Genomic DNA, 21,332 nt, shown 5'->3' on the forward strand with positions numbered 1-21,332 from the left:
ACTCGGCTGCCACCGCGTATGCAGGTGAGGAGTCGAACGCGCTGGCGTCATGGGGAGGGTAGGACGGTTGCACTTCGCTCGGGTGGGGTGCCTCTTGCAGCCGGGCGTACGGCAGGGGGCGACGTGATCGATTCGCCTGGTATGCCGTTCCGGGCCATCCTCGACCTGGCACCGATCGATTACGTGCGGCACTTGGTGGGCGAGCACGTGTGTGAGCTGCTGGAGCTGCTGGAGGGGGGCAAAGTAGACGATGACACTCTTCGCGCAGTGGCCGCCTCCGCCGTCTCTGCCAAACGGCTCGTAGCTGATCCCGTCGAACGCGCACATCTGCTACGACTGCTGCCGCCAGAGAAGCGGGAAGAGCTTGCAGGACGACTCGGTCGCGCCGGCAGCACTCCGACGGCCGCCTTCCTGGCGCGCCTATCCTGGTCCTCCGAGCAACGCAGAGTCTTCCACGGCTTCCTCGGCCTGGTGGTCGACCGGGCCCCCGAGGCCCCCGTGTCCTCCCTCCGGCGTGTGGAGTCGGCCTACGGCCTCTTCCCCCACCAGCGAACCGCAGCGAGCAAAGCGCGCCGCCTGCTGTACTCCGGCGAACGGCGGACGGTGCTCCACCTGCCTACCGGAGGCGGTAAGACCCGCACCGCCATGAACCTGGTCTGTGATCATCTGCGGCACAGCGAACCGACGGTGGTCGTCTGGCTAGCACGAGGCCGAGAGCTACTTGAGCAGGCGGCCCTGGAGTTCGAACGCGCCTGGGCTGCCCTCGGTAACAGGGAGGTCGTAGCCATACGGATGTGGGGCGACGCCCCAACCTCCTTGGATGACGTCATTGACGGCGTCGTTATCCTGGGCCTCGACAAGGCTGGCGCCGCAGCGAAAGCCGATCACACCTTCTTGGACCGCCTGGCCTTGCGGACAACCCTGACCGTCTTCGACGAAACGCATCAGGCGATCGCGCCCACCTACCGTCGGGTCCTGGACGCACTGACGCTGCGGAGCGACTCCAGTCTGCTGGGCCTGACAGCCACGCCCGGTCGCACGTGGACTGACATCGCCGAGGACGAGAGGCTCGCGGACCTCTTCGCCCACCAGAAGGTCATGCTGGAGATCGGTGGGTACGACAACCCGGTAACTGCCCTCATCGAGCAGGGATATCTGGCCCGCCCGACCTTCCGCACCGTCGCGGCAGAGTCCGGCATGAAGCTCAACGCACAGGACCGCAGACATCTCGCGGCATCGTTCGACATCCCCGACATGTTCATCGATCGGCTCACCGAGAGCGTGCAGTGGAACCTGCAAGTCGTCCGAACCATCCTCGACTTGGCTGCACAGCACCGGCGCATCCTGCTGTTCGCCGCTTCCGTAGAGCACAGTCGACTGATCACCGCGATCTTGTCCATGCTCGGCGTGGACGCGGACCAAGTCACAGCCGAGTCATCAACCCGTCACCGAGACCGAGTAATCAGCCGTTTCAAAGGGCCAGGGACGCGGCCCATGGTCCTTTCCAATTTCGGCGTACTCACAACCGGGTTTGATGCACCAGCCGCCAGCGCCGCAGTCATCGCTCGCCCCACCCGTTCACTAGTGCTCTATAGCCAGATGGTGGGCCGCGTCATCCGGGGGCCCAAGGCGGGCGGCACACCAACTTGCGAAATTGTCACCGTCGTCGACCCGGAGCTCCCCGGTTTCGGAGACGTGGCGGAAGCGTTCACGAACTGGGAAGACGTCTGGAAGGCCCGATGACATCCAAATACTCGATCGTCACCTCCGACCTGACGGTCAAAGCTCTCCAGGACAGCGGCTACAAATCAACCGCACACGCCATCGCCGAGCTGATCGACAACGGCATCGAAGCCGGCGCAGACCTGGTGGAACTGTTTGTCGTCGAGGGAACGGACCGGCCCTCCGAGCGTGCGCGGCACCGCGTGGAGACTATAGCCGTCATCGACAACGGTCATGGAATGGACCCTGAGACACTCAGGCAGTCCCTGCGGTTCGGCGCCGGAACGCGACAACTCCGCAAAGGTATCGGGCGCTTCGGGGTGGGTCTCCCCAACTCCAGTATTTCTCAATGCGATCGAGTGGATGTCTGGTCCTGGACCAACGGGCCCGACAACGCATTGCACACCTATCTCGATCTTGCGGAACTGCGCGCTGGCCTCGAAGAGGTGCCCGAGCCAAAGCCCAAGCCGGTTCCGGAAGACTGGCAGCGCCTGGCGCACGCTCTCGGCCCCACAGGCACCCTCGTGCAGTGGACCCAGCTCGAGCGCGTGCAATGGCGCGGAGCTCAAGCCACGCTCGTCAACACCGAGAGTCTGATCGGTCGAATCTATCGACGGCTGATCACCAAGGGAACTCGCATCCGACTCGTGCCCGTACGGGGATGGTTCCCGCTCGACGGGGAACGCGACGCACGTCCCAACGATCCTCTCTACCTCATGGCGCCCAGTTCCACTCCACGCCCGTTCGACAGCAAACCGATGTTCCGCCCCCACGGTGGCGGCAACGCTGGCGAGATCGGCGTCGAGCGGTTCATGGTCAAGGGCATGGACGGCGCAGAGTACCCGGTCTTGGTCCGAGCATCCCTTGCTGTCGACGCGGCGCGGCGCCCCGATATTCCCAACGAAGAGTGGCCCAAGGACATCTCACCCACTCTCGACCCGGGTAGGACCGAATGGGGTAAACACGCCGCGAAGAACTTGGGCATCTCGCTCATCCGGGCGGACCGCGAACTCGACCTCGACTCGTCCTGGACCAGCTCCTACGATCCAGTCGAGCGGTGGTGGGGTGTCGAAATCGACTTCCCACCGCAACTCGACGAGGTGTTCGGCGTAACGAACAACAAGCAGGCAGCCTTGATTTTCTCCAGTCTGTCCAACTTCGACTGGAAGGAGGAGGCAGCAGGGCTGTCGTTCGAAGAATTCCGCGACCAGCTCCGCGAAGAGGGCGACCGCCGTCTTCCTCTGATCGAGATCGTCTACTATATCCGCGAAAAGCTGCTGGGCAGCCTACGCGCGCAGCTGGCCGATCAAACCCGTGGCACCAGGTCCAATCGCAAGCGGCACGAGGAGGTCGAGGCTAAGGCTGAGCATGCCCTGCGGCGCCGGCGAGAGGAAACCCAGCCAAGCTTTACCGACCAGCTTGCGGAGCAGACTACCGAGGAAGAGAGCCAGCAGCAGCAGCTGGAAAGCCTCGTCAACGTCCACAAGTACACTCCAGCCGACGCCGAGCGCATCATCGCGGAAACCAAGGCTAACAACCGCCATGTCCAGCTTCTGACCAGTCGGAATCCCGATTCTCCCGCATTCTTCAACGTCGAATTCATCCCTGGCGTGTTGCAGGTCTCGCTCAATATGGACCACCCTGCCTACAGCGATCTCATCGCAGTGCTCGACCAGGACCTCGAGGACGCCAGCCGGGAAGAGCTCGGTGAGCGGCTCGTCGCCGCTGCCAACGCCTTCAAGCTCCTGCTGCTGTCGTGGGCCCGCTATGAGGACGAGCAGCCTGACCGGCCGCGCGCTCGAGCCAAGCAGATGCGGCAGGACTGGGGCCGTATCGCCCGTGAGTTCCTCGCGCCCGATGACGAGGATGACGAGTGACGGACGATCACGTATGGCAGCAAATCGCGCAGCTGCTGCGAACAGCGAGCCGGCGTGTCGTCCTTGTCGCCCCCTTCGTCAAGAAGAACCTGTTTCAGGCAGTGCTTGAGGCCGTCCCCGCCAGCGTCACCGACATAAGTTGTGTGACCCGGTGGTCCATCACGGAGATTGCCGCCGGCGTCTCGGACCCCGAGATCATGCAACTCGCCGTCGAGGACGGACGGGTCCGGGTACGGCTGTGCCATAACCTGCACGCCAAGCTATATGCCGCTGACACCCGTTGTCTGGTCGGCTCGGCCAACCTCACCGGTAAGGCGACCGGTCTCGTCTCCGGGGCCAACATCGAGCTGCTCATGGAGACGGACATCGCGCATCCAGAAGTGCGGCGAGTGCTCGACACAATCGATCGCCATGCGGTGCCAGCAACGCTCGATCTAGCACGGCAACTGCGTGAGCAGGCCGAGCTTCTCAAGGATGACGAGGACGCGCCCCGAGTAGTGATCCCCGGGCAGCAAACCCGGGCCGGCCGCTGGATGCCCGAGACACGACGCCCGGAACGCCTGTATCGGGTCTACTGCGGACGCCACCGCAACATCGGCAAAGACGTCCTCGCCGGTGTACTCCGTGATCTTGTCGAGCTCGACGTCTCGCCCGGCCTCTCCGAGCAGGAGTTCAGGTCGGCCATCCGCGACCGCCTCCACCAACTGCCAGAACTCCGCAACCTGAACACAGCTGGCCGTCTACGCCTGGATGACACGAAGGACGAGCTAGTCACGAGCGGCGCCTTCACAGAGGAGCAGGCTCAGCGCACCGTCGAGACCATCGCCGAGTGGCTGCGGTACTTCGACGAGGTCCACTTCGTACCGACGGGACCATGGGAGATCAGACAGGGGAAGCAGATCATCTGACGGCCTGAGAGGCGGCGTGACCGCGGACGCCGCTCGGTAAGCGACTCAGGGGGCTCCAATAGTCGCGCCACGCGCGCGGTACCTTAGAACGCCTCGCTCGGCGTGAGACCATCGCCAACCACTGCGACGACAGAATGGGTAGAGAGTATGGCAGCGGGACGCGTGCCGTATCTGCTCGGTCACGCGGAGATCGCGGCTCTCTTCGGGATCGAGCGACAGACATCGCAGAAGTGGCGAACCGAGGGCACGTTGCCCGAGCCGGATCTGCTGGCTTCCGGGAATCCCTACTGGCTGTTGGCCACGGTACTGCGACTCGGTGGAGTAGGCGATCGCCAGATGGCCCCAGACCGGCTGGCCGCCTATAAGGCCAGCATCCCTCATGGCCACGAGACCGAGGACAGGTGGCAACTCCCCACGATCCTGGGCATCCAGGAGGTGGCCCACGTCCTCTCCTGTGACCGGCAGACGATCTCCCGATGGCGTAACCGCCACCAGATCGCCGAAGCCGATCTGGTGCTCTCCGGCTCTCCGCTGTGGCTGCTGGAGACCATCCTGGAGGATGCGCGGCAGCGCCAGCGAGCCACGGTCTCGTCCCAGATTGAGCTGCTCCGTGAGGGCCAGCGCGCTCCCCAGAGACCTCGCGGACGCAGGGCCAGTCCCCTTTCCGCGCGCCGCCCAACGCGACAACCGTTGCCTGCCGCACGGGCCTTCACCAGCGCCGACCACACTGCAGCCGCCGAGTTCCTCACGTCCGTTCTGGCCCAAGGCTATTCCGTCATCATCAAGCCTCAGCGTTAGCTCACGTTGTCAGCCACCCGACACAGTCCCACCGGACCGGCCCAACTGGGCTCACCGCTGTGTTCGCCGACGGCGATGATATAAACACTTGATGAGACTCGTTCTCATCTATATAATCTCTCACATGCCGACCTTGCCGCATGCCACTGGAGCCCGCCACGCCGAACCAACTCATTCATCACCTGAAGCCGTTACCGTCGATCCCAAACAGCAGCCAAGCAGCAACTCCACCAAAGTCATCTCCTACGGTGGCGGCGTCCAGTCAACAGCACTGCTCGTGCTGGCCGCCCGGGGAGAAATCGACTTTCACACCTTCCTATTCGCCAACGTAGGGGACGATAGCGAGCATCCCGCTACGCTCGCCTATATCCGCAAAATCGCTTTCCCCTATGCTGTCCGCGCGGGAATCGAGGTGCACGAACTCAAGCGGCGTCGGCGCGACGGGACTACCGAAACACTTATGCAAAGCCTGAACCGGCCGGACACACGCTCGATCCCCATCCCTGTGCGCATGCCTAACGGAGCTCCAGGACGGCGGAACTGCACGGCCGACTTCAAGATCAAGGTAATCGGGCGGTGGCTCCGAAACCACGGAGCTACCACCGACCACCCGGCTGTGGTGGGAATCGGTATATCGCTCGACGAGATCCATCGTGCTAACCGACGCCGGCGCGAGCCCCACGAGCTCATCGAATACCCCCTACTCGACCTCGGACTCCGAAGAAGCGATTGCGAGCGCGTCATCACCGACGCCGGCCTGCCGGTGCCGCCGAAGAGTTCCTGCTTCTTCTGTCCCTTCCGCACCGTCGACGCGTGGCGACACCAGCGCAAGTACGAACCCGAACTTTTCTCCCTTTCGGTGCAACTGGAGGAAACAATCAACAAGCGCCGGGCGACGCTCGGGCGGGACGCCGTATATCTCACTAGGTACGGCCGTCCACTCGCACAGGCCATCCCTGGTGACGACTTGACAGGTAGCACCATCGACGAGGCGGATGGCTCCTGCGACTCCGGCTGGTGCATGACCTGACCCCCAGTACGGGCCAGGAGGGGGCCGAAGGCCGACTTCGGTCCCCTCTGCTTCGCTCCTGCCAGCCGGCGCAGGAACTGACTGACGGGGCGGGTGACGCTGGTCAGAACTCGGGTTCCCCCGGCTCAAGGTGCAGAACGGCAAGGTACTCGCTGTAGGGCATCTCTTCATCCACCCGCCGCTTGCTACCGGCAGGCTCAGGGACCCACCGGCCATCGAAGAGGTATTTGTCCTCGTCGAGGACGGCGACACTTCCCTCGTCCACCGCCGCCGCCAGCAGCATCTGGATGCCCAGCATCAAAGTCGCCGACGCCTCCCTGGCAGCGCAAATCTCGTCGTGGCCAGCCGGGAAGATCCCCATGTCCGCGTGGTCGGCCGGCTCCGGAACGCCAGCAAGTCCGTGCACTGCCTGCCGGTGCATCTCGATCGCCCGGGCCACGCCCGACGCCACAGATACATCGGCGCGTTCAGCCTGGGCCCGGTCGTGGGTCGCGAGGTGTTCGATGACTTCGCGTGCGTGCAGGGGCCATGCCTCGGCCTTTTGAGACAGCTGCCGCTCAGCCTTCTCTATGGCCGCAGCGGGCTGCGAGCCGTCTGAGCACAGCACCCGGGCGAATCCTTGAAGTGCAGCCCGAACGTAACTGAGCCGCACCAGGTGCAGCTGCCACTCCTGCATCATCTCCGACCAGACGGCGTCGAAGTCGTCGCCGACCGCGCACATCCCCCCGTCGTCGTACGTCATGTCGAAGCTCACAGAGCGCAACCCCTGGCCAAGCCTCAACCACTTGTAAGCGTTGTGCCACCCTGCCTGCTCGATCGTTCCTCCGCGGACGAAAGACGCGTGTTCCACCCAGTCAGTGAGCTCACGGATGTGATCCTCTGGGGCGGCCAGTGCAAGCGTCGGCAACGTGCGGTACGAGGGCAAGCAGGCACCCTCCGCCTGAGTCATCGTCATGGGCGGGAGCGTCTCACGTCTCACTGACACTGGGAGTTGATTGCGCGTCCTGCAGGCAGCCCCCCTTAGGGTGCACCTGCACCTGCTCAGTGGAGCTCTCCACCAGGGGGGTGTCTGGCTTGCGGACGGGCGCCGTGAGGGAGAAGCTGTGCAATAGCCAGGTAGGCGCAGGGGGGCGCCACCGCAGGCGATGTTCCACTGCCGCAGCAGCGTCGGCCGCCGCCTGTGACGCCGAAGCGGTGTTGTCAGCCGGCCTTCCGCCACGCCAGGGATGCGGGGCGTACCGCACCGGGGCCGAACCTGGCGTTGAGCCGGTCGATCACGGGTTCGGCGCGCAGCCGGTTCTCTCGTGCCCGGTCCAGGCTGATCTGGCCGCCCGCGGTCCCGGCCGGGGCGAGCCGGTCCGCGGTGAGGGTGGTCCCGCGGATGCGGGCGCGCTGCAGGTGCAGGGCCTGGAACATTTGGTACGCGCTGGTGCGCAGGTCGTCGGTGTGGGCGGAAGGCTCGGGCAGTTGCCGGGTGCGGGTGATGGTGGAGCCGCCGGCGAGGGCGACTTCCAGCGTGAGGGCGCCGGCTGTCTGCTGGCGGGTGCGCAGCCGGGCGCCGAGGGCGACCGCGCACTCCAGGAGCGCGGTCCGGACCGTTTCGGGGTCGAGGGTGTCCCAGTCGAAGGTGCGGCGTTCACGGGTCGAGGACGGCAGGGCAGTCGGGGTCACGGTGCGCGGGTCGATGCCCCGTGCCCGGTCCCGGAGCAGACGGCCAGCCCGGCCGCCGAGGATGCGCTGCACGGTCGACTCGGGGGTCGTGGCCAGCAGGCCGACGGTGTGCAGGCCGAACGAGGTGAGCCGTTCGGCCTGGACGGGGCCGATGCCGTGCAGCATGCCGACCGGCAGCGGGTCGAGGAATGCGCGGACGTGTTCGTGGGTGGCGGGGACGAGGGTCACCGGCAGAGGCCCCTTGGAGGCCATCGCGGCGATGGTCCAGTTCGGGCCGGCGCCGACCCGTACGTCGATACCGAGGTGGGCCAGCGCGCGGACCCGGATGCGCTGGGCGAGGTCGTAGGGGCTTGCATCCCAGTAGCGCAGGGCGCCGGCGACATCGACCAGGGCGGCCGAGGGCGGCAGGACCTGCAGCGTCGGCGAGATCTCGCAGATCAGGGCGAGCAGCGCCCGGTAGTCCGGTTCGCTGGTGCCGGGGCGGCACCGTACGTGCAGCACGTGCGAGCCCATGGCCGCCTCCCGCCCGGTTGCCGTCACGCAGACCACCTCCCTGCTCCACCTCACTCTACTCGAACAGAATTCGAACACACAGGGTGGCACCCCCGAGATGAAGGGCGCGGCGGTAGGGACTCGGTGCAGAAGCGGAACCGGATCTAGGCTGGCTCACACGGGGGCGAACCGTGCTGAAACGGGGTGAGACCATGCCGCGCATCTGGTCGGGGAACCTGACGTTCTCACTGGTCAGTATCGGTGTCACGGTGGAGCCCGCGACGTCCAGCCACAAGATCGGCTTCCGTCAGGTCCACCTGAAGGACATGGGACGGGTGCGGAACCGGAAGGTCTGTGAGCTGGACGAGCAGCCCCTGGAGCTGGAGGACATCGGGCGTGCCTACGAGGCGCCGGACGGGCACCTGGTGGAGATCACCGACGACGAACTCGACGCCATGCCGCTGCCCACCCTGAAAACGATCGAGGTCAATGGCTTCGTGGACCTGGCCGGCGTGCCGCCCGAGCAGCTCGGCCAGCCCTACTTCCTCGCGCCGTCCTCGCCGGCGAACAACAAGCCGTACGCGCTGATGCGCGACGCCCTGGCCCGCTCCGGCAAGGCCGCCGTCGGCAAACTGGCGATGCGCGGCAGCGAACGCCTGGCGCTGGTCCACGCCCGCGAGAAGGTCATGGTCCTGCAGATGCTCCACTGGCCCGACGAAATCCGCCGGCCGGCCGGTGCGGCACCCCGCCGCGATGTTGAACTTTCCAAGGACGAGATGGACGGAGCGCTGGCCCTGATCGACGCCATGAGCGGCATCCGCATCGAGGACTTCCACGACGAGTACGCCACGGCCATGGAAGAAGTGATCGAGGCGAAGATCGAAGGCGCCGAACCCCCCAAGGCACCCCCAGCTGCTGCGGGCACCGGCGGCACCGTCGACCTCATGGCCGCCCTTCGTGCCAGCCTTGACCAGGCCCGCACGACCTCCGCGAACACCGGTACCGGGAAGGACGCCGGTGTCACCCACCTGCGCGACCGGCAACCCCGCAAGGCCACCACCGCGAAAAAGCCAGCCCGGAAGAAGACCACGCCCAAGAAGACGACTACGAAGAAGAGCGCCGGCCGCGGCACCCACGCTGGCTGACCCAACAGACCACGCGGTTGTTCGACCCCTAGCACGCCCCGGAGGGGGCCTGCCCGCCCGCGGCGGGCAGCGGCATCTCAGCCTCCGGCCTGGCCGTACGCTCCGCGTTCGGGGCGGCCGGTGCAGTCGAGGGGCGGTTGGGGAAGTGGCCAGTACGTTGTGTCGCGTTTCCCTGCGACGGCATCCAGCAAGACGTCCTCGGACAGTTGCAGGGCCGGGGCGCACCGGATGATCTGGGAGGGGGAGGCTTCGGCGCCGTCCAGCCAGGAGGCCACCAGCCCTTCGGGCAGGACCGCCAGATCGGCCAGCTCCGCGGTGGTCAGCGCGAGCTCGTTCATCCGGTGGCGCAGCAACCCGGCAGCAGTCATGTCGCGGGCCAGGTCCCGCAGGCGCTCGGTGAGGGTGTCGGGCAGTGCAGGGTGCAGGGGTTCTGGGGCGGGCTCGTCGGGGCCGCGCAGCATGTCCCAGGGGCCGCGGTCCCAGTTGTTGAGGGCGTAGTTGGCGCAGTCCCTGAGCAGTTCGGTGGCCCACCGGCGGGCGTCGCCGTCGCTGCGGTCGGCGCTCAGCCGCCAGGTGCGGTCCAGTCCCCGCAGGCAGAAGTCGTCGTCGACGATCAGCAGGCCGGCCTGCACCGCAGAAGCGCGGGGGTTGAGGGGCCAGATCCGGAAGGGCACCACCTGCGGCAGGGAGAAGAACAGGGTCAGCAGCCGGTCCAGGCTGGTGGCCATGGCGATGGCCGTCGGCTCGTCGAAGAACCGCCGCTGCGCCAGGCCGACGAAGGTTTCGAATTCCTCGCGCAGGCCCTCGGGCAGCACCGCGGCGGGCCCGGCGGCCGGCAGGGGCTGGTCGCGCAGGGCGGAGGTGCTGTCGAAGAACGCCTGCGGGTCGGCGGTGGCCAGGCGCTCGCGCAGCCCGGGATCCAGGCGGCGGACGGGGCGGGGGCGGACGTTGCCGAAGGGGGTGAACCAGGAGCGCGGGCGCAGGTCGCCGGTCCCGAGCTGGCGGCTGGCGGGATGGTCGGGGTCGGTGGCCACGTGCTGCAGGCGCTCGTCGTAGTGCATGAGGACGTCCTCGTCCTGCAGAAAGCACTCGCGCCACAGGTCCAGCGTGCGGTGGCGGGCGCTGAACTCACTTCCCGGCGGCAGCCCCACCTGGCGCGCGTACTCCTTGTCGTCATCCAGGTAGTCCAGGAGGACTTCGGCCTCGCGCAGGATCAGGTGGAAGGCCAGCTCCTCCGCGGTGCACGTCGGGATCGGTGCCCGCCGCCCGCGCAGGTCACCGGCGAGGTTCTCCACCGCCTGCACCATCGCCAGCCGCCACGCGGCCGACTGCCCGTCGCACAAGGCGGGAAGATCGAGCAGGAAGCTGTCCTCACTCCAGTCGTTGTCTTCGTCTTCCTCATCGTCGGGGCGTTCGACGACGCGGTCACCGAACTGGAACAGGTCGTACCAGCCGCTGTCGGCCACGTGGTCGGCAGCAACGGCGAGCAGGTCCGCCGCCTGGGGAGTCAGGATCGCAGCCAGTGCCCCGGACGGGTACTGGTCGTCGTCGTTGAGGTGACCGCGGCCGTCGCGGTCCCCACGATCGGCTGCCGGGCCCTGGTTCAGGTGCAGGAGTTCCTCGGCCCGCTCCGGCCCGGGCAAGGCAGACGCCAGGGCCACGGAGTCGGGATGGCCGCGCTGCGGGTCGCGGGGAACGGTGATGCCGTACGGCGAGAACCAGTACCGCGGACGCGACCAGCCGCCCCCGGAATCCGCCCCGTCCTCCTCCGCGTCCCGGCCACCGTCCTCGGTGTCCTGGGCCTCGGGAATGGTGGTCTCCGCGCTGTCGATCACGAACATGAACGGCTGCTCGTCGAAGTCCGGGGGGTAGTAGTCGTCAGCGTCACCGTCTGGGACTGCGACTCCCCACGCGCGCAGCTCCGCGTCGGTGGCCGCGCAGATCCTCGGGGCGTGCTCCAGCATCACCTGCAGCGCCCAGGACTCGGCAGTGCATCGGGCTAGGGGCGCACGGCCTGCCGCCAGGTCTTCGGCGAGGTCCCAGAACGCCCGTGCCGCCCGCCGGCGGAACTCGGCGCCCTGGCCGTCGCAGGCCGGCGGCATTAGGGCCAGTACCGTTCCGCGGGCATCGTCGCCGCCGCGGACCAGCGGCCGGTCCCCCCACCGTTCGGTATCCCGGTAGGCCACAAGCGCCAGCGCCCGTCCGGCGACCATCGTCAGTCCGGCCGCGAACGGGTCGGTCTGCTTGTCCACCGTCGAGCCCCGATCACCAGCTGCTGATGCCCACGGCAGGAGTCTTGCGCACCGAGCACGGGCGGCGCACATTCCCAGGTCACCCGCCCTCCACAACCTCACTGACGGTGACCGACCGAACAGCGGCCTCCGGCGTCCGACTACCGCGGCGCGCCCGGCTGCCGGCTGCCGCTGTCGGCCCGAGCGAGCGCTCCGGCGATCTCGCGCAGTTCATCGGCCTCGGCACGCCTCAAGGCCCAGGGCACGGCATGTGACCTGCAGTAGCACGGAAACTACCGTCAGGCAAAACGTGTTTTCTCAGCATCATGGAATACACACCGCCACCCCCTGCCCGCTCCGACGAAAGGACCCGCCACCAGCCCTTCGCATCACACTGCCCGCAAAGCCGAGCACACGCAGCAGGTGACGGCCGCGGGCAGGCGCACGCCCCACGCCCGGCTGGCCGTCGCCCCACGGGCCTCGACCGACAGGCAGGAGCCGCTCCGGCTCCCCCGCAGCGCTGAACTACGCCGCGGCGTAGCTCAGGCGCAGCAGGTCGGCGGCGCGCTCCAGGTCCTTCTCGGTGCGCAGGCGGACCTCCAGGTCCCCGGTGCCGTGATGCCCGAGACCGGTCACGTCCCGGGTGAAGCCGGGAACGAGATCGACCTCCTTGGGGTCGGCCCGCAGGTAGAGCAGCACCTCGCTGCGCCGGTCCCGGCCGACGCAGGCGATGTTCCGCAGCCGCCGGTAGGCCCGGTACTGCTTGCGCTCGATCCGCCGCACGTCCTCCCCCAGCGACATCAGCACATCGTCCAGGGCGTCCCGCAGCTCGCCGATGACACCGTCGGCCGGCTGCGCCGTCGGCGTGCGCCGGGCACTGCCAGAGCCTGCTCCCCGGCTGTGGTCGCCTGCCGCGGCGGTGACGACCGGCTCAAGGCCGAGCAGTCCGGTGCCGAAGAGGCGGTAGCGGACCAGGTCGATGCACCGGCGGATCTCGCGGACCGCGTACCGGTCGTAGCGGCTGAAGTCCTCCGCCACGCAGATCAGCCTCGGCGCGCTCCACAGCACCTGGGACGCGGCCGGAAGCCCGAGCCGGTCGCGGACCAGGGCCTCGAACTCCGCCCGGTGATCGGACAGCCACGCCAGATAGAACAACCCCTGGGTGATCACTCCGGCATCCCGCCCGCGCTTGTACTCCACCACCACCGGAGCACCGTTCTCATCGATCCCCAGCGAATCGATCCGCCCGCCGTGCACCGGCCCCGTGCTGTACTCGCTTGCCAGGAAGCGCACCCCCAGCAGCGCCTCCATGTTCGCCTCGACCAGCCTCTGCAGATCCCGCTCGTACTCCAACGCGCGCGGCGCGATCTCCGTCGCACCCCCGTCACCCAGCGTGAACAACCTCAAATGCGCCCCCCCGTGCTCCCTCACACCCCGCGGCCGACGAGACAAGAACGCCAGACAGGGGCATGATTGTTTCCAGGCGCGGCAGCGACAGACGGCCCTGATGAGGCATCAGGTGCGACGTCGGAGCGAGTGACGTATTTGTGACGCAGGAGACCCGACGAACCATCAGGTAACGCCCCGACCTGCGGAAACACAAGCTTTGGCCACGGCCTCCGGAGCCGTGTGCGCAAGTGCGAAGCCTGCCGGGGGCACTCCGGAGTCATGGCTCTGACCAGCCCGACTGCCGGTCAGAGCCCGTCTCACACCTGCCTAATGCACATGGCCTTTTGACCGTTGCCCTTTCCGGCCCAGCAGGGCCTCCAAGATGTGAGGCCAACCGCCACTGCCCTGCCTTTGTAAGGTCAGCGACCTGCCGACGCAGCGGAAAGGTGGCACGGCTTGCAATCTGGACCGGTCGGACGGGGTGAGGTCCGGCTGCGCTCATGCCAAGTGGGCGCAGTCGACGCAGCCGGGGTCGCGAGGGACAGTTCGACGTGGGCCGATTCTGGTGCCGGGGGATTTCATGGTCCCTACTAGGTCGATGTCGAGCCAGCGCGCCGGGGTTCTGGCGCCGGAGATCCACGCGCCGAGTTCCGCGAGGGCGGCGTTTACTGCCAGGGCGTTGAGGTAGACAACGGACGGATTCGCTGTCCCGGTGCCATAACCGTGAGCCCGGTCGAGGGCTTGCGCTTGCTCGGGTTTGGCCCAGCGGGAAATCTCAGCGGAGTCGAGTTCGTCCTGGCAGGTCAGACAGGCTTCACCCGGCAGGAGGAGCGCGATGCGGCCGCCGAGGGCGACCGAGGCGGCGCTCTCGTCCACTCCAGTGGCTATGTCGAGTAGTGGCGTGCGGGTGTCGATGGAGAACTGGTTCAGGCGGTGGCGTGGGCCGTCGTGATCGACACATCCGATGATCAGGTCGACGTCCCGCAATTCAGGGTGCGTGCCAGAGTGTGTGAGCCCTGGCAGGGTGCGGATGTTGATGCGCGGGTCGATCGCCCGCATGCGGCGACGGGCAACGATCGTCTTCGGGGCTTGGAGATCCGCCTGATCTGCGGTGACCAGGCGGTTAAGGTTGGTCGTCTCGACGTGGTCGTCGTCGAGTACGACGAGGTTGCGGAAGCCGAGGTAGGCCAGGGCCAGTGCGGCGTGGGATCCGGTCCCCCCGGCTCCGACCAGCGCCACGCGCAGTGTGCCGATGGCGGCTTGTGCTTCCGGGCCGAGGAGTGGGATCTGGCGGGTGAACCGTTCGTCAGTGACGGGGGGAGCGTTGAGTACCTTCAGGTGTTCACCGAGCACGGTGACGGTGCGGAACTGGCCGCGTTCGACGTGGGCTCCGGGCAGGGGCCGCCACCAGTCGGCGCGGATCGTTCCTGGGGCCCAGACGGCGGCGGCGTAGGGGGTCCCGTCGAGCAGGTCGACGGCGTAGGGGGCCATTTCGGCGAGTGCGCGCTCGTCGACGGAGGAGAACGCGGGCGGTGCGGCCCGGTGGTTGTGGAACTCCACAAGTCCGTGGCCGGTGGCGCGGGCCTGGTTGTGGACGCGGTCGAGTGCATTCTCAGACAGGTAGTAGCCGTCGTGGTTCGGCTGGGTGTCCGCGTCGTCGATGAGGACGATGTCGATGACCTCGAGCACGGGGCCGTCTTCGCCGTCGTACAAGGTCTTGGTCAGTGCAAAGGCGAAGCGTTCGCCTCGGGTGTTGGCGAGGTGCTGCTCGATGCGGGCCCAGTGCTCGGGCCGCATGAACTTCAGTGCGCTCATCAGCGTCAGCTCGCTTCCTGGAAGCGGGTGAGGGCGCCGACGAGGTAGTCGGCGAGGTTGCTGCCCTTGACGGGGTCCGCGTGCGGATGCCAGTCGTTCGGGTCGATGTGGTAAGAGAACTGCAGCCAGGGGCCGCCGGCGTGTTGCTGGATGCCCTGGCTGTTGCCGGGGGTCATCTCGCCTGCAAGGGTCAGGTCCGGGCGGGCGCAGATGTTGTCCGGCTGCCCGGCCGGATAATTGAGCGGGATGGCGAACAGCACATCGGTGTGGTCGTGTGACCAGCCGGCGGGCAGGAGGTGGTCGTGCAGGATGACCACGAGTGCCTCGCAGTCGAGGGTCGCGTTCGGGAACGCCTGGCGCAGCAGTGGTGTCTCCTGCCTCAGGCGTTCGGCCAGCCGTTCGGGCACGGACATGGGCTCAGCCCCGCTTGAAGCGCGGGCGCCGCTTGAACTGGGCGCCGGGCACGAGGTGGACGGTCTGGTCCGGTGCGATTGCCTCGCGCGATCCATCGGGGAGGATCTGCACCATGCCATCGGAGAGGCTGATGCTGGCGATCGCCATGATCTGGGCGCCGGTGATCTTCGGCTTGTCGTAGGTGTACTCGATGTCGTCGACTTCGAAGACGAAGACCTTCTGCTGGGGCTTGGTCTGGGTCATCTCGGTCTCGGTGGATGCCATGCGGGCCTCCCAGGGTTCCGGGCCGCCGTGTGCGGGCCTTCACCTCTAGGTCGATGGCACGGTGCGATCCGCACCCCCCTGGCCTGAACTTTTTCAGCTGGAGTCCGTGGTGGCGTACGTCAGGCCCACAGTGTCCGGTGCGACGGCGGCCAGGCGGCGGGCGAGGTTCTCCTCGTAGGTGGTCACCAGGATCTGGCCGACGGTTCCGGCCTGGACGGCGGAGACCAGGGTCTGGGCGATCGCGGTGCGCCGGCGTGGATCGAGGTGCTCAAGGGGTTCATCGAACCAGACGCTCGAGGCGCGGGCGAGGGTGTTGGCCAGCAGCAGCCGGGTGACGATCAGTGCGGTGGAGCGTTCTCCACCGCTGAGGTCGCCCATCGCCAGGCTTGCCTCCCCGCGGGCGACGCTCAGGTTTCCGTCGGCATCGAAGTGGAGGCCGTCGGCACCGAACACGAGCTTCCAGCGGTGCCCCACCTCGCGCGCGATCGGCTCGATGTAGTTCGTCAGGTAGCGGTCGGCGAGTGTGTGGATGGTGCGCTCGGTGACCTCCATGACGCTGTCCTGGCGCGCTGTCTCGGTCAATCGGGACTGGTCGGCTTCGGCTCGCTGCAGTCTCGACAGCTCGGCCCTGGCCGCCTCCAGTTGGGCTGTCACCTGACCGTTGCGCTCGGCAAGGCCGGAGGTGAGACGGCGTGCGCCGTCGAGCTCGTCGATCGCCTGGCTGCCTGGGTCCGGGCCGTCCGGCTCGACCGGCGCGCGCAGCGCGCTCAAGGCGTCGCGGAACCGGCTGATTGCGGTCAGGCGTTCCCGTGCCCTGGCGGTTTCGCGGTCATGCTGGTCGATTTGGGCGTGTGCGGCGTGGTCCGCGCCGCCGTGCGCGCGAAGCGCATGGTCACGTTCGGCAGGCTCCAGCGGGCGCAGGCAGGTCGGGCAGTGGCCGGTGGAGTCGGCGAGAAGTTCCACACCGGATGCGGCTCGCGCCGCCTGGATCTCGGCGGCGGTTTTCGCGGCCAGGTTCGATTCGAGCTGCGTAAACGCCTCGCGCTCATCGGCGGCGATCGCCTCCGCCAAGTCCGCATCGACGGCCTGCATCGTTCCGGTCATGCGCATCACGAGTTCGCGCACCTTCTCGTCGTACGCGTGAGCCGCAAGCCGGTATTCGGCCCAGCCCCTGGCGAGCTCTGCGGCTTGTTCCAGCCGGGCCGCCGCATCTTCGGCCGCGCTGCGCTCCTCGGCGACGGCCGCCAGTTCCCGCTCGAGCCGGGCGACGGCGGCGGTCGCCGCCACGATCGCCTCGTCCGAACCGCTCAGGTCGTTGCGCAGGGATCTGATCTTCGCCGCGAGTTCGGTCCTGCGGATCTTGATCGAGTGGGCAGCCTGCAGCAGCGGTGTGACGCCGAAGATGTCCGCGAGGTGGTCCTTGATGGGGAACGCGGTGGCCTCGCCCTTGGTTTCTGCCCCGAAGATCAGGGCCTCCAGCAGCCCGGGGTCGGCCCCCCAGACGCGTTGCAGCAGACGGTTGTAGCGAGCTTCGTCGATCGGGTCGCCGTCGGCGGTCGCTGCGAAGCGCACCCCGCCACCGCGGTGGAGTGTCCTGGTCACCTGCACCGCGCAGTCGTCCACCAGCAGGTCCAGTTGCACTGTCGCCGTGTCGTGCCCGATACGCACGGCCTGGCCCAGGCGGCGGGGGGCAGGCTTGCCGAAAAGGCCCCACCGTACGGCTTCGACCAAAGACGTCTTGCCGACGCCGTTTGGGGCGACGAAGAAGGTCACCGCCCGGTTCAACGTCAGATCCAGCGTCTCGTAGGCACGCCATCGTTCCAGGCGGATGCGGGCGATCATGATGCCCCGATCCCCGCCATTTCGGTGAGCTCCTCCACGAGCTCACCGGGACCCCGCTCGCCAGTCTGCACGGCGACTACCAAGGAAACCAGGCGGGCCGGGTCGATCTCGGCCAGCACGCGCTGTCCGGCCTTCCTGAATTCCAGCCGCGGCCGGGCTCGCAGTGCCGTAGCGATCTCCGCGTCAAGCACAATGGCCGCCTCGGTGTCGAGCCCCTCGACCGTCGTGAAGATGTCTGCGGCGGCCACCCGGTCCCAGCGCGGCAGGCGCTGTTCGAAGAACCGGGTCAACGCCAGCGACAGGGGCTCAGCCGTGATGGGGCGGTGCGGATCGAGCCAGCCGAGAGCCGGATCGAGCGAACGTGTCGCGTCCGCCGGCGTGAAGACCATGGCCCGTTCGGCGTCGGGCGAGCTGACACAGGCGGCAGAGACCTCCGGCCGCAGGTTGAAGAACCGGGTGAGCCGGTCCGGCAGCCACGGCGCATCGGTGTCCCCGGCGAAGACGGCTACTGCTTCCGCCAGCACAGAACACTGCGCCACGCCCTGGAGTGCTTCCGGCGTGTCCGGCAACCACGCCGGCACGCTCTCGAGGACCACGCGGCCTTGAAACCGGAAAGCCACCTCGTCGAGGGACGTCTCCAGGAACTCACCACCCGTTGCCTGCCGACCGCCAGTGCCGGGCAGCATCACAGGGGAAGTCGAGATCCCCGGTCCCGCCAGGCCCAGGCGAATCGCCACGGGATCCTGCTCAAGGGGCGGCAGTTCAGGGCGACGGTCAGCGAGGGCCTTCACAATTCTGAACTGTTCCCTGATTGTCTCCTGACGGCGCGGCGGCAGATCCGAGAGATCCGGCTCGGGGCCCTGCCCCCGCAGATAGAGCTGATACTCCTCGATGAGTGCGTCGAGCCGGTTCTCCATCTCCTCGTCGTCGGTCATGGTGTCACCTCCCGTCCCGTGGTGCCTTCGCGCTGCTTCGACGCGATGCAGCGCTTGATCGTCTCGATGGCCCGGCGTCTTTGCCTACTCGCGGACTGGTGAGACTTGCCGTTCCGCAGTGCCCAGTCGGACAGCGTCTCCTGTCCCATGATCGTCTTCGCCACGAGGTCGTGCTGCTCCTCGGTCAAGCATCCGAAGCAGTCCGCGGCCATGACGAGGACTGCTTCGTCTTCCTCGGCAGCGCGCACCTCCTCGTCATGGAAGTCCATCGTCGCGTCGACCCGCGGATCAGCGAGATACTTCCTGATCTCCTCGCGCTCGTGGACCACCCTCCTGCCGATGTCCTGCCCGCGGCGCAAGGCGATCATCCTTGCGAGGCCGATGACGGACGTCACCTCTCCGGGATCTTTGGCGCGCAGCTTCTCGAACGCATCGGCGACGGCTTCCTCGACGTCGCGCGGGTCCGGGGTGGACGAGGTGATCAAGGAGATCCCGCGGCGAGCGCTCTGGTGCATCGGCTCGCGGACGGCAGCGTAGAGGGTGCGCACGTCCAGCCGCCCCTGCCGCCATCGCAGGAGCAGCTCGTCGCCATCCGAGCCCGGTTCGTCCATCATCTGCATGTCGCTCGCTACCCGGCGTGCGCACCCCCCTCCGCTCAAGATCTTTTCCGGCTCCGCCACCACCGTGTGGAGATCGTGCCCCAAGGAGGCCCTCGGCAGAGCCCCAAATTTACGGCGCACGAACGGCCCGCCTCCCCAAGAAGCGGACGGTCCCTGTCCCGGGGTCCGACAGCGACAGCCCGGTGCCCGCGTCGGTGAGGAGCAGCGGTCGCTCCAGCATGGCGGCCTCGGTGACCTCGACGCGGGCACCGCCACGGCCCTTGTCGATCGACAGAAGCCCTCAGTCACGCAGGGATAGGCCGAGCGCCAGTCTCCCCGAACCCAAGCACCAGATTCTTCGCCGACTGCAAGCCGCTCGAGAAGTGAGCCGTGCCGTTCGTTGAGAGTGGACCATCGATGCACAGGCTTCGGCCCGTACTGCACAGCCCCACTGTGGATACGGACCGAAAGAATGGCCGACAGCAGTGGGAGTCCTCTGGGACTTTTCTGGGACTTCCAGCCCCATCAACCAGCATGAACATGAAACAGCTGAAAGACCATTCGCGCAGGTCAGAAGCCATCAGTCACTCATCACGGCAGGTCACAGCCCTGCCTGGTCTCTTCCGGAACATCTGACCAGCAGGGCGTATCGGCCTGCACTCAGCGCCGCCTGCTCTCGTCCCCCCATCGGTGCTTACCACCTCGAACAGGGTCTGACCTGCCTGGCAATACGCCTGACTCGCCGTCAGCATTCAAGATCAACGAGCGTCAAATGAGCGTCACGAGCGTCATTTCAGCGTCGAGATACCGCCCGTAACGCCCACACCGCACATAACGCACATCGGCCAACCCGCAGGTCAGGCGCCCTTCCCCGCCCGCTTGAGCACCGCGACGCATTCCACGTGGTGGGTGACGGGGAACAGGTCGAAGGCACGCAGCAGGACCGGGCGGTAGCCGTTGTCGGCGAAGTAGGCCAGGTCGCGGGCGAGGGCGGCCGGGTCGCAGGCCACGTAGCAGATGCGGCGGGGGCCGAGCGCGGCGACCTGGCGGACGGCGGTCAGGCCGGCGCCCGACCGGGGCGGGTCGAGGACGACGAGGTCGGCCTCGGTGATGCCGGTCCTGGGCAGAACCTGCTCGACCTTGCCCTGCTCGATGCGGACCCGGTCCAGGTCCCGCAGGTTGTGCCGGGCGTCCTCCACCGCGCGCTTGGCCGACTCGATGCCGAGCACCGCGCCGCGCTCCCCCACCCGCTCGGCCAGGGCCCCGGCGAACAGGCCCACCCCGCAGTACAGGTCCAGCGCCGTGTCCCCGGGCTTCGGCATCAGCCCCCGCATGACCGTGTCCACCAGCAGGTCGGCCGCCTTGGGGTGGACCTGCCAGAAGCCGCCGTCGCCGACCCGCCAGGTGCGCCCGGCGGCGCGTTCGCGGACGAAGGGGCGGCCGTGCACGCGGTGCACGGCGTGATCGCGTTCGCCGACGCGCTGCACGGACACCGGCCGGTCGAGTTCGACCAGCGGCAGCCGCCCGCCGGGGCGCGGGGTGAGGACGACCTGGCGGTCGTTGGAGCCGGTGGCGGCGATCGCCTCCACGGAGGCGATCTGCGGCCAGGCGCGGGCCTCGACGCCCAGCTCGCTCACGCCCGGAGCGGCGATCATGCAGTGGTCGATCACCTCGACCTCGTGCGAGCGGTGCCGTCGCAGCCCGGCCCGGCCCTCGTCGTCGATCGCGTACTGGACCCGGGTGCGCCACGCGGGGACCTCGCCCTTGGCGACCTTGTCGCCGGGCGCGGGCTCGACCGTGCCGTCCCAGCCGGCGTCCTGCGGGCTCAGGCCCGCCAGCCGCTCCAGCTGCTCGGCGATCACGGCGGCCTTCAGGCGCCGCTGGGCGCCCGGTGCCGCGTGCTGCCAGTCGCAGCCCCCGCACCGGCCCGGTCCGGAGAACGGGCAGGGCGCCTCCACCCGGTCCTTGGACGCCGCCAGGACACGTACCGCGTCGGCCCGCAGGAACCGCGCGCCCGTCTCGCCCTCGGTGACCCGCGCCACCACTCGTTCACCGGGCAGCGCGTGCCGTACGAACAGCACCTGTCCGGCGTCGGTCCGCGCCACGCAGTGGCCGCCGTGGGCGACCGGGCCGACCTCGACCTCGTACTCCTGGCCGACGAGGGAAGCGGCGGGCTGTGTCTGCATGGCGGAGCTGCTCC

General features: G+C 67.8%; 17 protein-coding genes. 6 read left to right on the forward strand and 11 right to left on the reverse strand.

Annotated features, from left to right (window positions below):
* The first annotated feature begins 123 nt into the window (after nucleotides 1-123).
* The 5 genes from K7G61_RS15015 (at nucleotide 124) to K7G61_RS15035 (ending at nucleotide 6,335) form a co-directional block, all read left to right on the forward strand.
* Nucleotides 124-1,743, forward strand: a complete 1,620-nt coding sequence (locus K7G61_RS15015) for a DEAD/DEAH box helicase (RefSeq protein WP_225847316.1) — start codon at nucleotides 124-126, stop codon at nucleotides 1,741-1,743.
* Nucleotides 1,740-3,599, forward strand: a complete 1,860-nt coding sequence (locus K7G61_RS15020) for an ATP-binding protein (RefSeq protein ID WP_225847317.1) — start codon at nucleotides 1,740-1,742, stop codon at nucleotides 3,597-3,599. Before K7G61_RS15015 ends, K7G61_RS15020 begins: the two co-directional genes overlap by 4 nt.
* Nucleotides 3,596-4,507: a phospholipase D family protein gene (locus tag K7G61_RS15025; RefSeq protein WP_225847318.1), complete on the forward strand. Its 912-nt coding sequence runs from the start codon at nucleotides 3,596-3,598 to the stop codon at nucleotides 4,505-4,507. The genes K7G61_RS15020 and K7G61_RS15025 overlap by 4 nt, the downstream gene beginning before the upstream one ends.
* Nucleotides 4,508-4,654: 147 nt before the next feature.
* The gene (locus tag K7G61_RS15030) at nucleotides 4,655-5,305 is read left to right on the forward strand and encodes a hypothetical protein (RefSeq protein WP_225847319.1); all 651 of its coding nucleotides are present in this window, start codon (nucleotides 4,655-4,657) and stop codon (nucleotides 5,303-5,305) included.
* A gap of 124 nt (nucleotides 5,306-5,429) precedes the next feature.
* Nucleotides 5,430-6,335: a phosphoadenosine phosphosulfate reductase gene (locus tag K7G61_RS15035; protein ID WP_225847320.1), complete on the forward strand. Its 906-nt coding sequence runs from the start codon at nucleotides 5,430-5,432 to the stop codon at nucleotides 6,333-6,335.
* 103 nt (nucleotides 6,336-6,438) lie between these two features.
* On the opposite strand, the gene K7G61_RS15040 is transcribed toward K7G61_RS15035, so the two are convergent.
* Together K7G61_RS15040 and K7G61_RS15045 are read right to left on the reverse strand one after the other, a co-directional pair.
* Nucleotides 6,439-7,290 carry a hypothetical protein gene (locus K7G61_RS15040; protein WP_225847321.1) on the reverse strand — a complete coding sequence of 284 codons (852 nt, stop codon included), beginning with the start codon at nucleotides 7,288-7,290 and terminating at the stop codon, nucleotides 6,439-6,441.
* A 245-nt stretch (nucleotides 7,291-7,535) separates the two neighbouring features.
* A complete protein-coding gene (locus tag K7G61_RS15045; RefSeq protein WP_225847322.1) occupies nucleotides 7,536-8,546 on the reverse strand; it encodes a hypothetical protein in 1,011 nt (336 codons plus the stop codon).
* Between the two features lie 164 nt (nucleotides 8,547-8,710).
* On the opposite strand from K7G61_RS15045, the gene K7G61_RS15050 reads away from it, so the two are divergent.
* Complete coding sequence (locus K7G61_RS15050) at nucleotides 8,711-9,643, forward strand: Ku protein (protein WP_225847323.1); 933 nt, start codon at nucleotides 8,711-8,713, stop codon at nucleotides 9,641-9,643.
* 77 nt (nucleotides 9,644-9,720) lie between these two features.
* Here K7G61_RS15050 and K7G61_RS15055 read toward each other — a convergent pair whose 3' ends face one another.
* The 9 genes from K7G61_RS15055 to K7G61_RS15095 form a co-directional block, all read right to left on the reverse strand.
* The gene (locus K7G61_RS15055) at nucleotides 9,721-11,895 is read right to left on the reverse strand and encodes a hypothetical protein (RefSeq protein WP_225847324.1); all 2,175 of its coding nucleotides are present in this window, start codon (nucleotides 11,893-11,895) and stop codon (nucleotides 9,721-9,723) included.
* A 504-nt stretch (nucleotides 11,896-12,399) separates the two neighbouring features.
* Complete coding sequence (locus K7G61_RS15060; protein WP_225847325.1) at nucleotides 12,400-13,281, reverse strand: DUF5655 domain-containing protein; 882 nt, start codon at nucleotides 13,279-13,281, stop codon at nucleotides 12,400-12,402.
* Nucleotides 13,282-13,761: 480 nt separating this feature from the next.
* Nucleotides 13,762-15,078, reverse strand: coding sequence for a ThiF family adenylyltransferase (locus K7G61_RS15065; protein WP_225847326.1), 1,317 nt, complete (start codon nucleotides 15,076-15,078; stop codon nucleotides 13,762-13,764).
* Between the two features lie 5 nt (nucleotides 15,079-15,083).
* Nucleotides 15,084-15,491, reverse strand: a complete 408-nt coding sequence (locus K7G61_RS15070; protein ID WP_225847327.1) for an E2/UBC family protein — start codon at nucleotides 15,489-15,491, stop codon at nucleotides 15,084-15,086.
* A gap of 4 nt (nucleotides 15,492-15,495) precedes the next feature.
* On the reverse strand, nucleotides 15,496-15,756 hold the full coding sequence (locus tag K7G61_RS15075; RefSeq protein ID WP_225847328.1) for a multiubiquitin domain-containing protein: 261 nt from the start codon (nucleotides 15,754-15,756) through the stop codon (nucleotides 15,496-15,498).
* 93 nt (nucleotides 15,757-15,849) lie between these two features.
* On the reverse strand, nucleotides 15,850-17,598 hold the full coding sequence (locus K7G61_RS15080) for an AAA family ATPase (RefSeq protein WP_225847329.1): 1,749 nt from the start codon (nucleotides 17,596-17,598) through the stop codon (nucleotides 15,850-15,852).
* Nucleotides 17,595-18,533: a hypothetical protein gene (locus tag K7G61_RS15085; protein ID WP_225847330.1), complete on the reverse strand. Its 939-nt coding sequence runs from the start codon at nucleotides 18,531-18,533 to the stop codon at nucleotides 17,595-17,597. Before K7G61_RS15085 ends, K7G61_RS15080 begins: the two co-directional genes overlap by 4 nt.
* A complete protein-coding gene (locus tag K7G61_RS15090) occupies nucleotides 18,530-19,153 on the reverse strand; it encodes a hypothetical protein (protein WP_225847331.1) in 624 nt (207 codons plus the stop codon). Before K7G61_RS15090 ends, K7G61_RS15085 begins: the two co-directional genes overlap by 4 nt.
* A gap of 836 nt (nucleotides 19,154-19,989) precedes the next feature.
* The gene (locus K7G61_RS15095) at nucleotides 19,990-21,318 is read right to left on the reverse strand and encodes a class I SAM-dependent RNA methyltransferase (RefSeq protein ID WP_225847332.1); all 1,329 of its coding nucleotides are present in this window, start codon (nucleotides 21,316-21,318) and stop codon (nucleotides 19,990-19,992) included.
* Nucleotides 21,319-21,332 lie beyond the last annotated feature (14 nt).

The organism is Streptomyces sp. HPF1205, assembly GCF_020400825.1.
Taxonomy (GTDB): Bacteria; Actinomycetota; Actinomycetes; order Streptomycetales; family Streptomycetaceae; genus Actinacidiphila.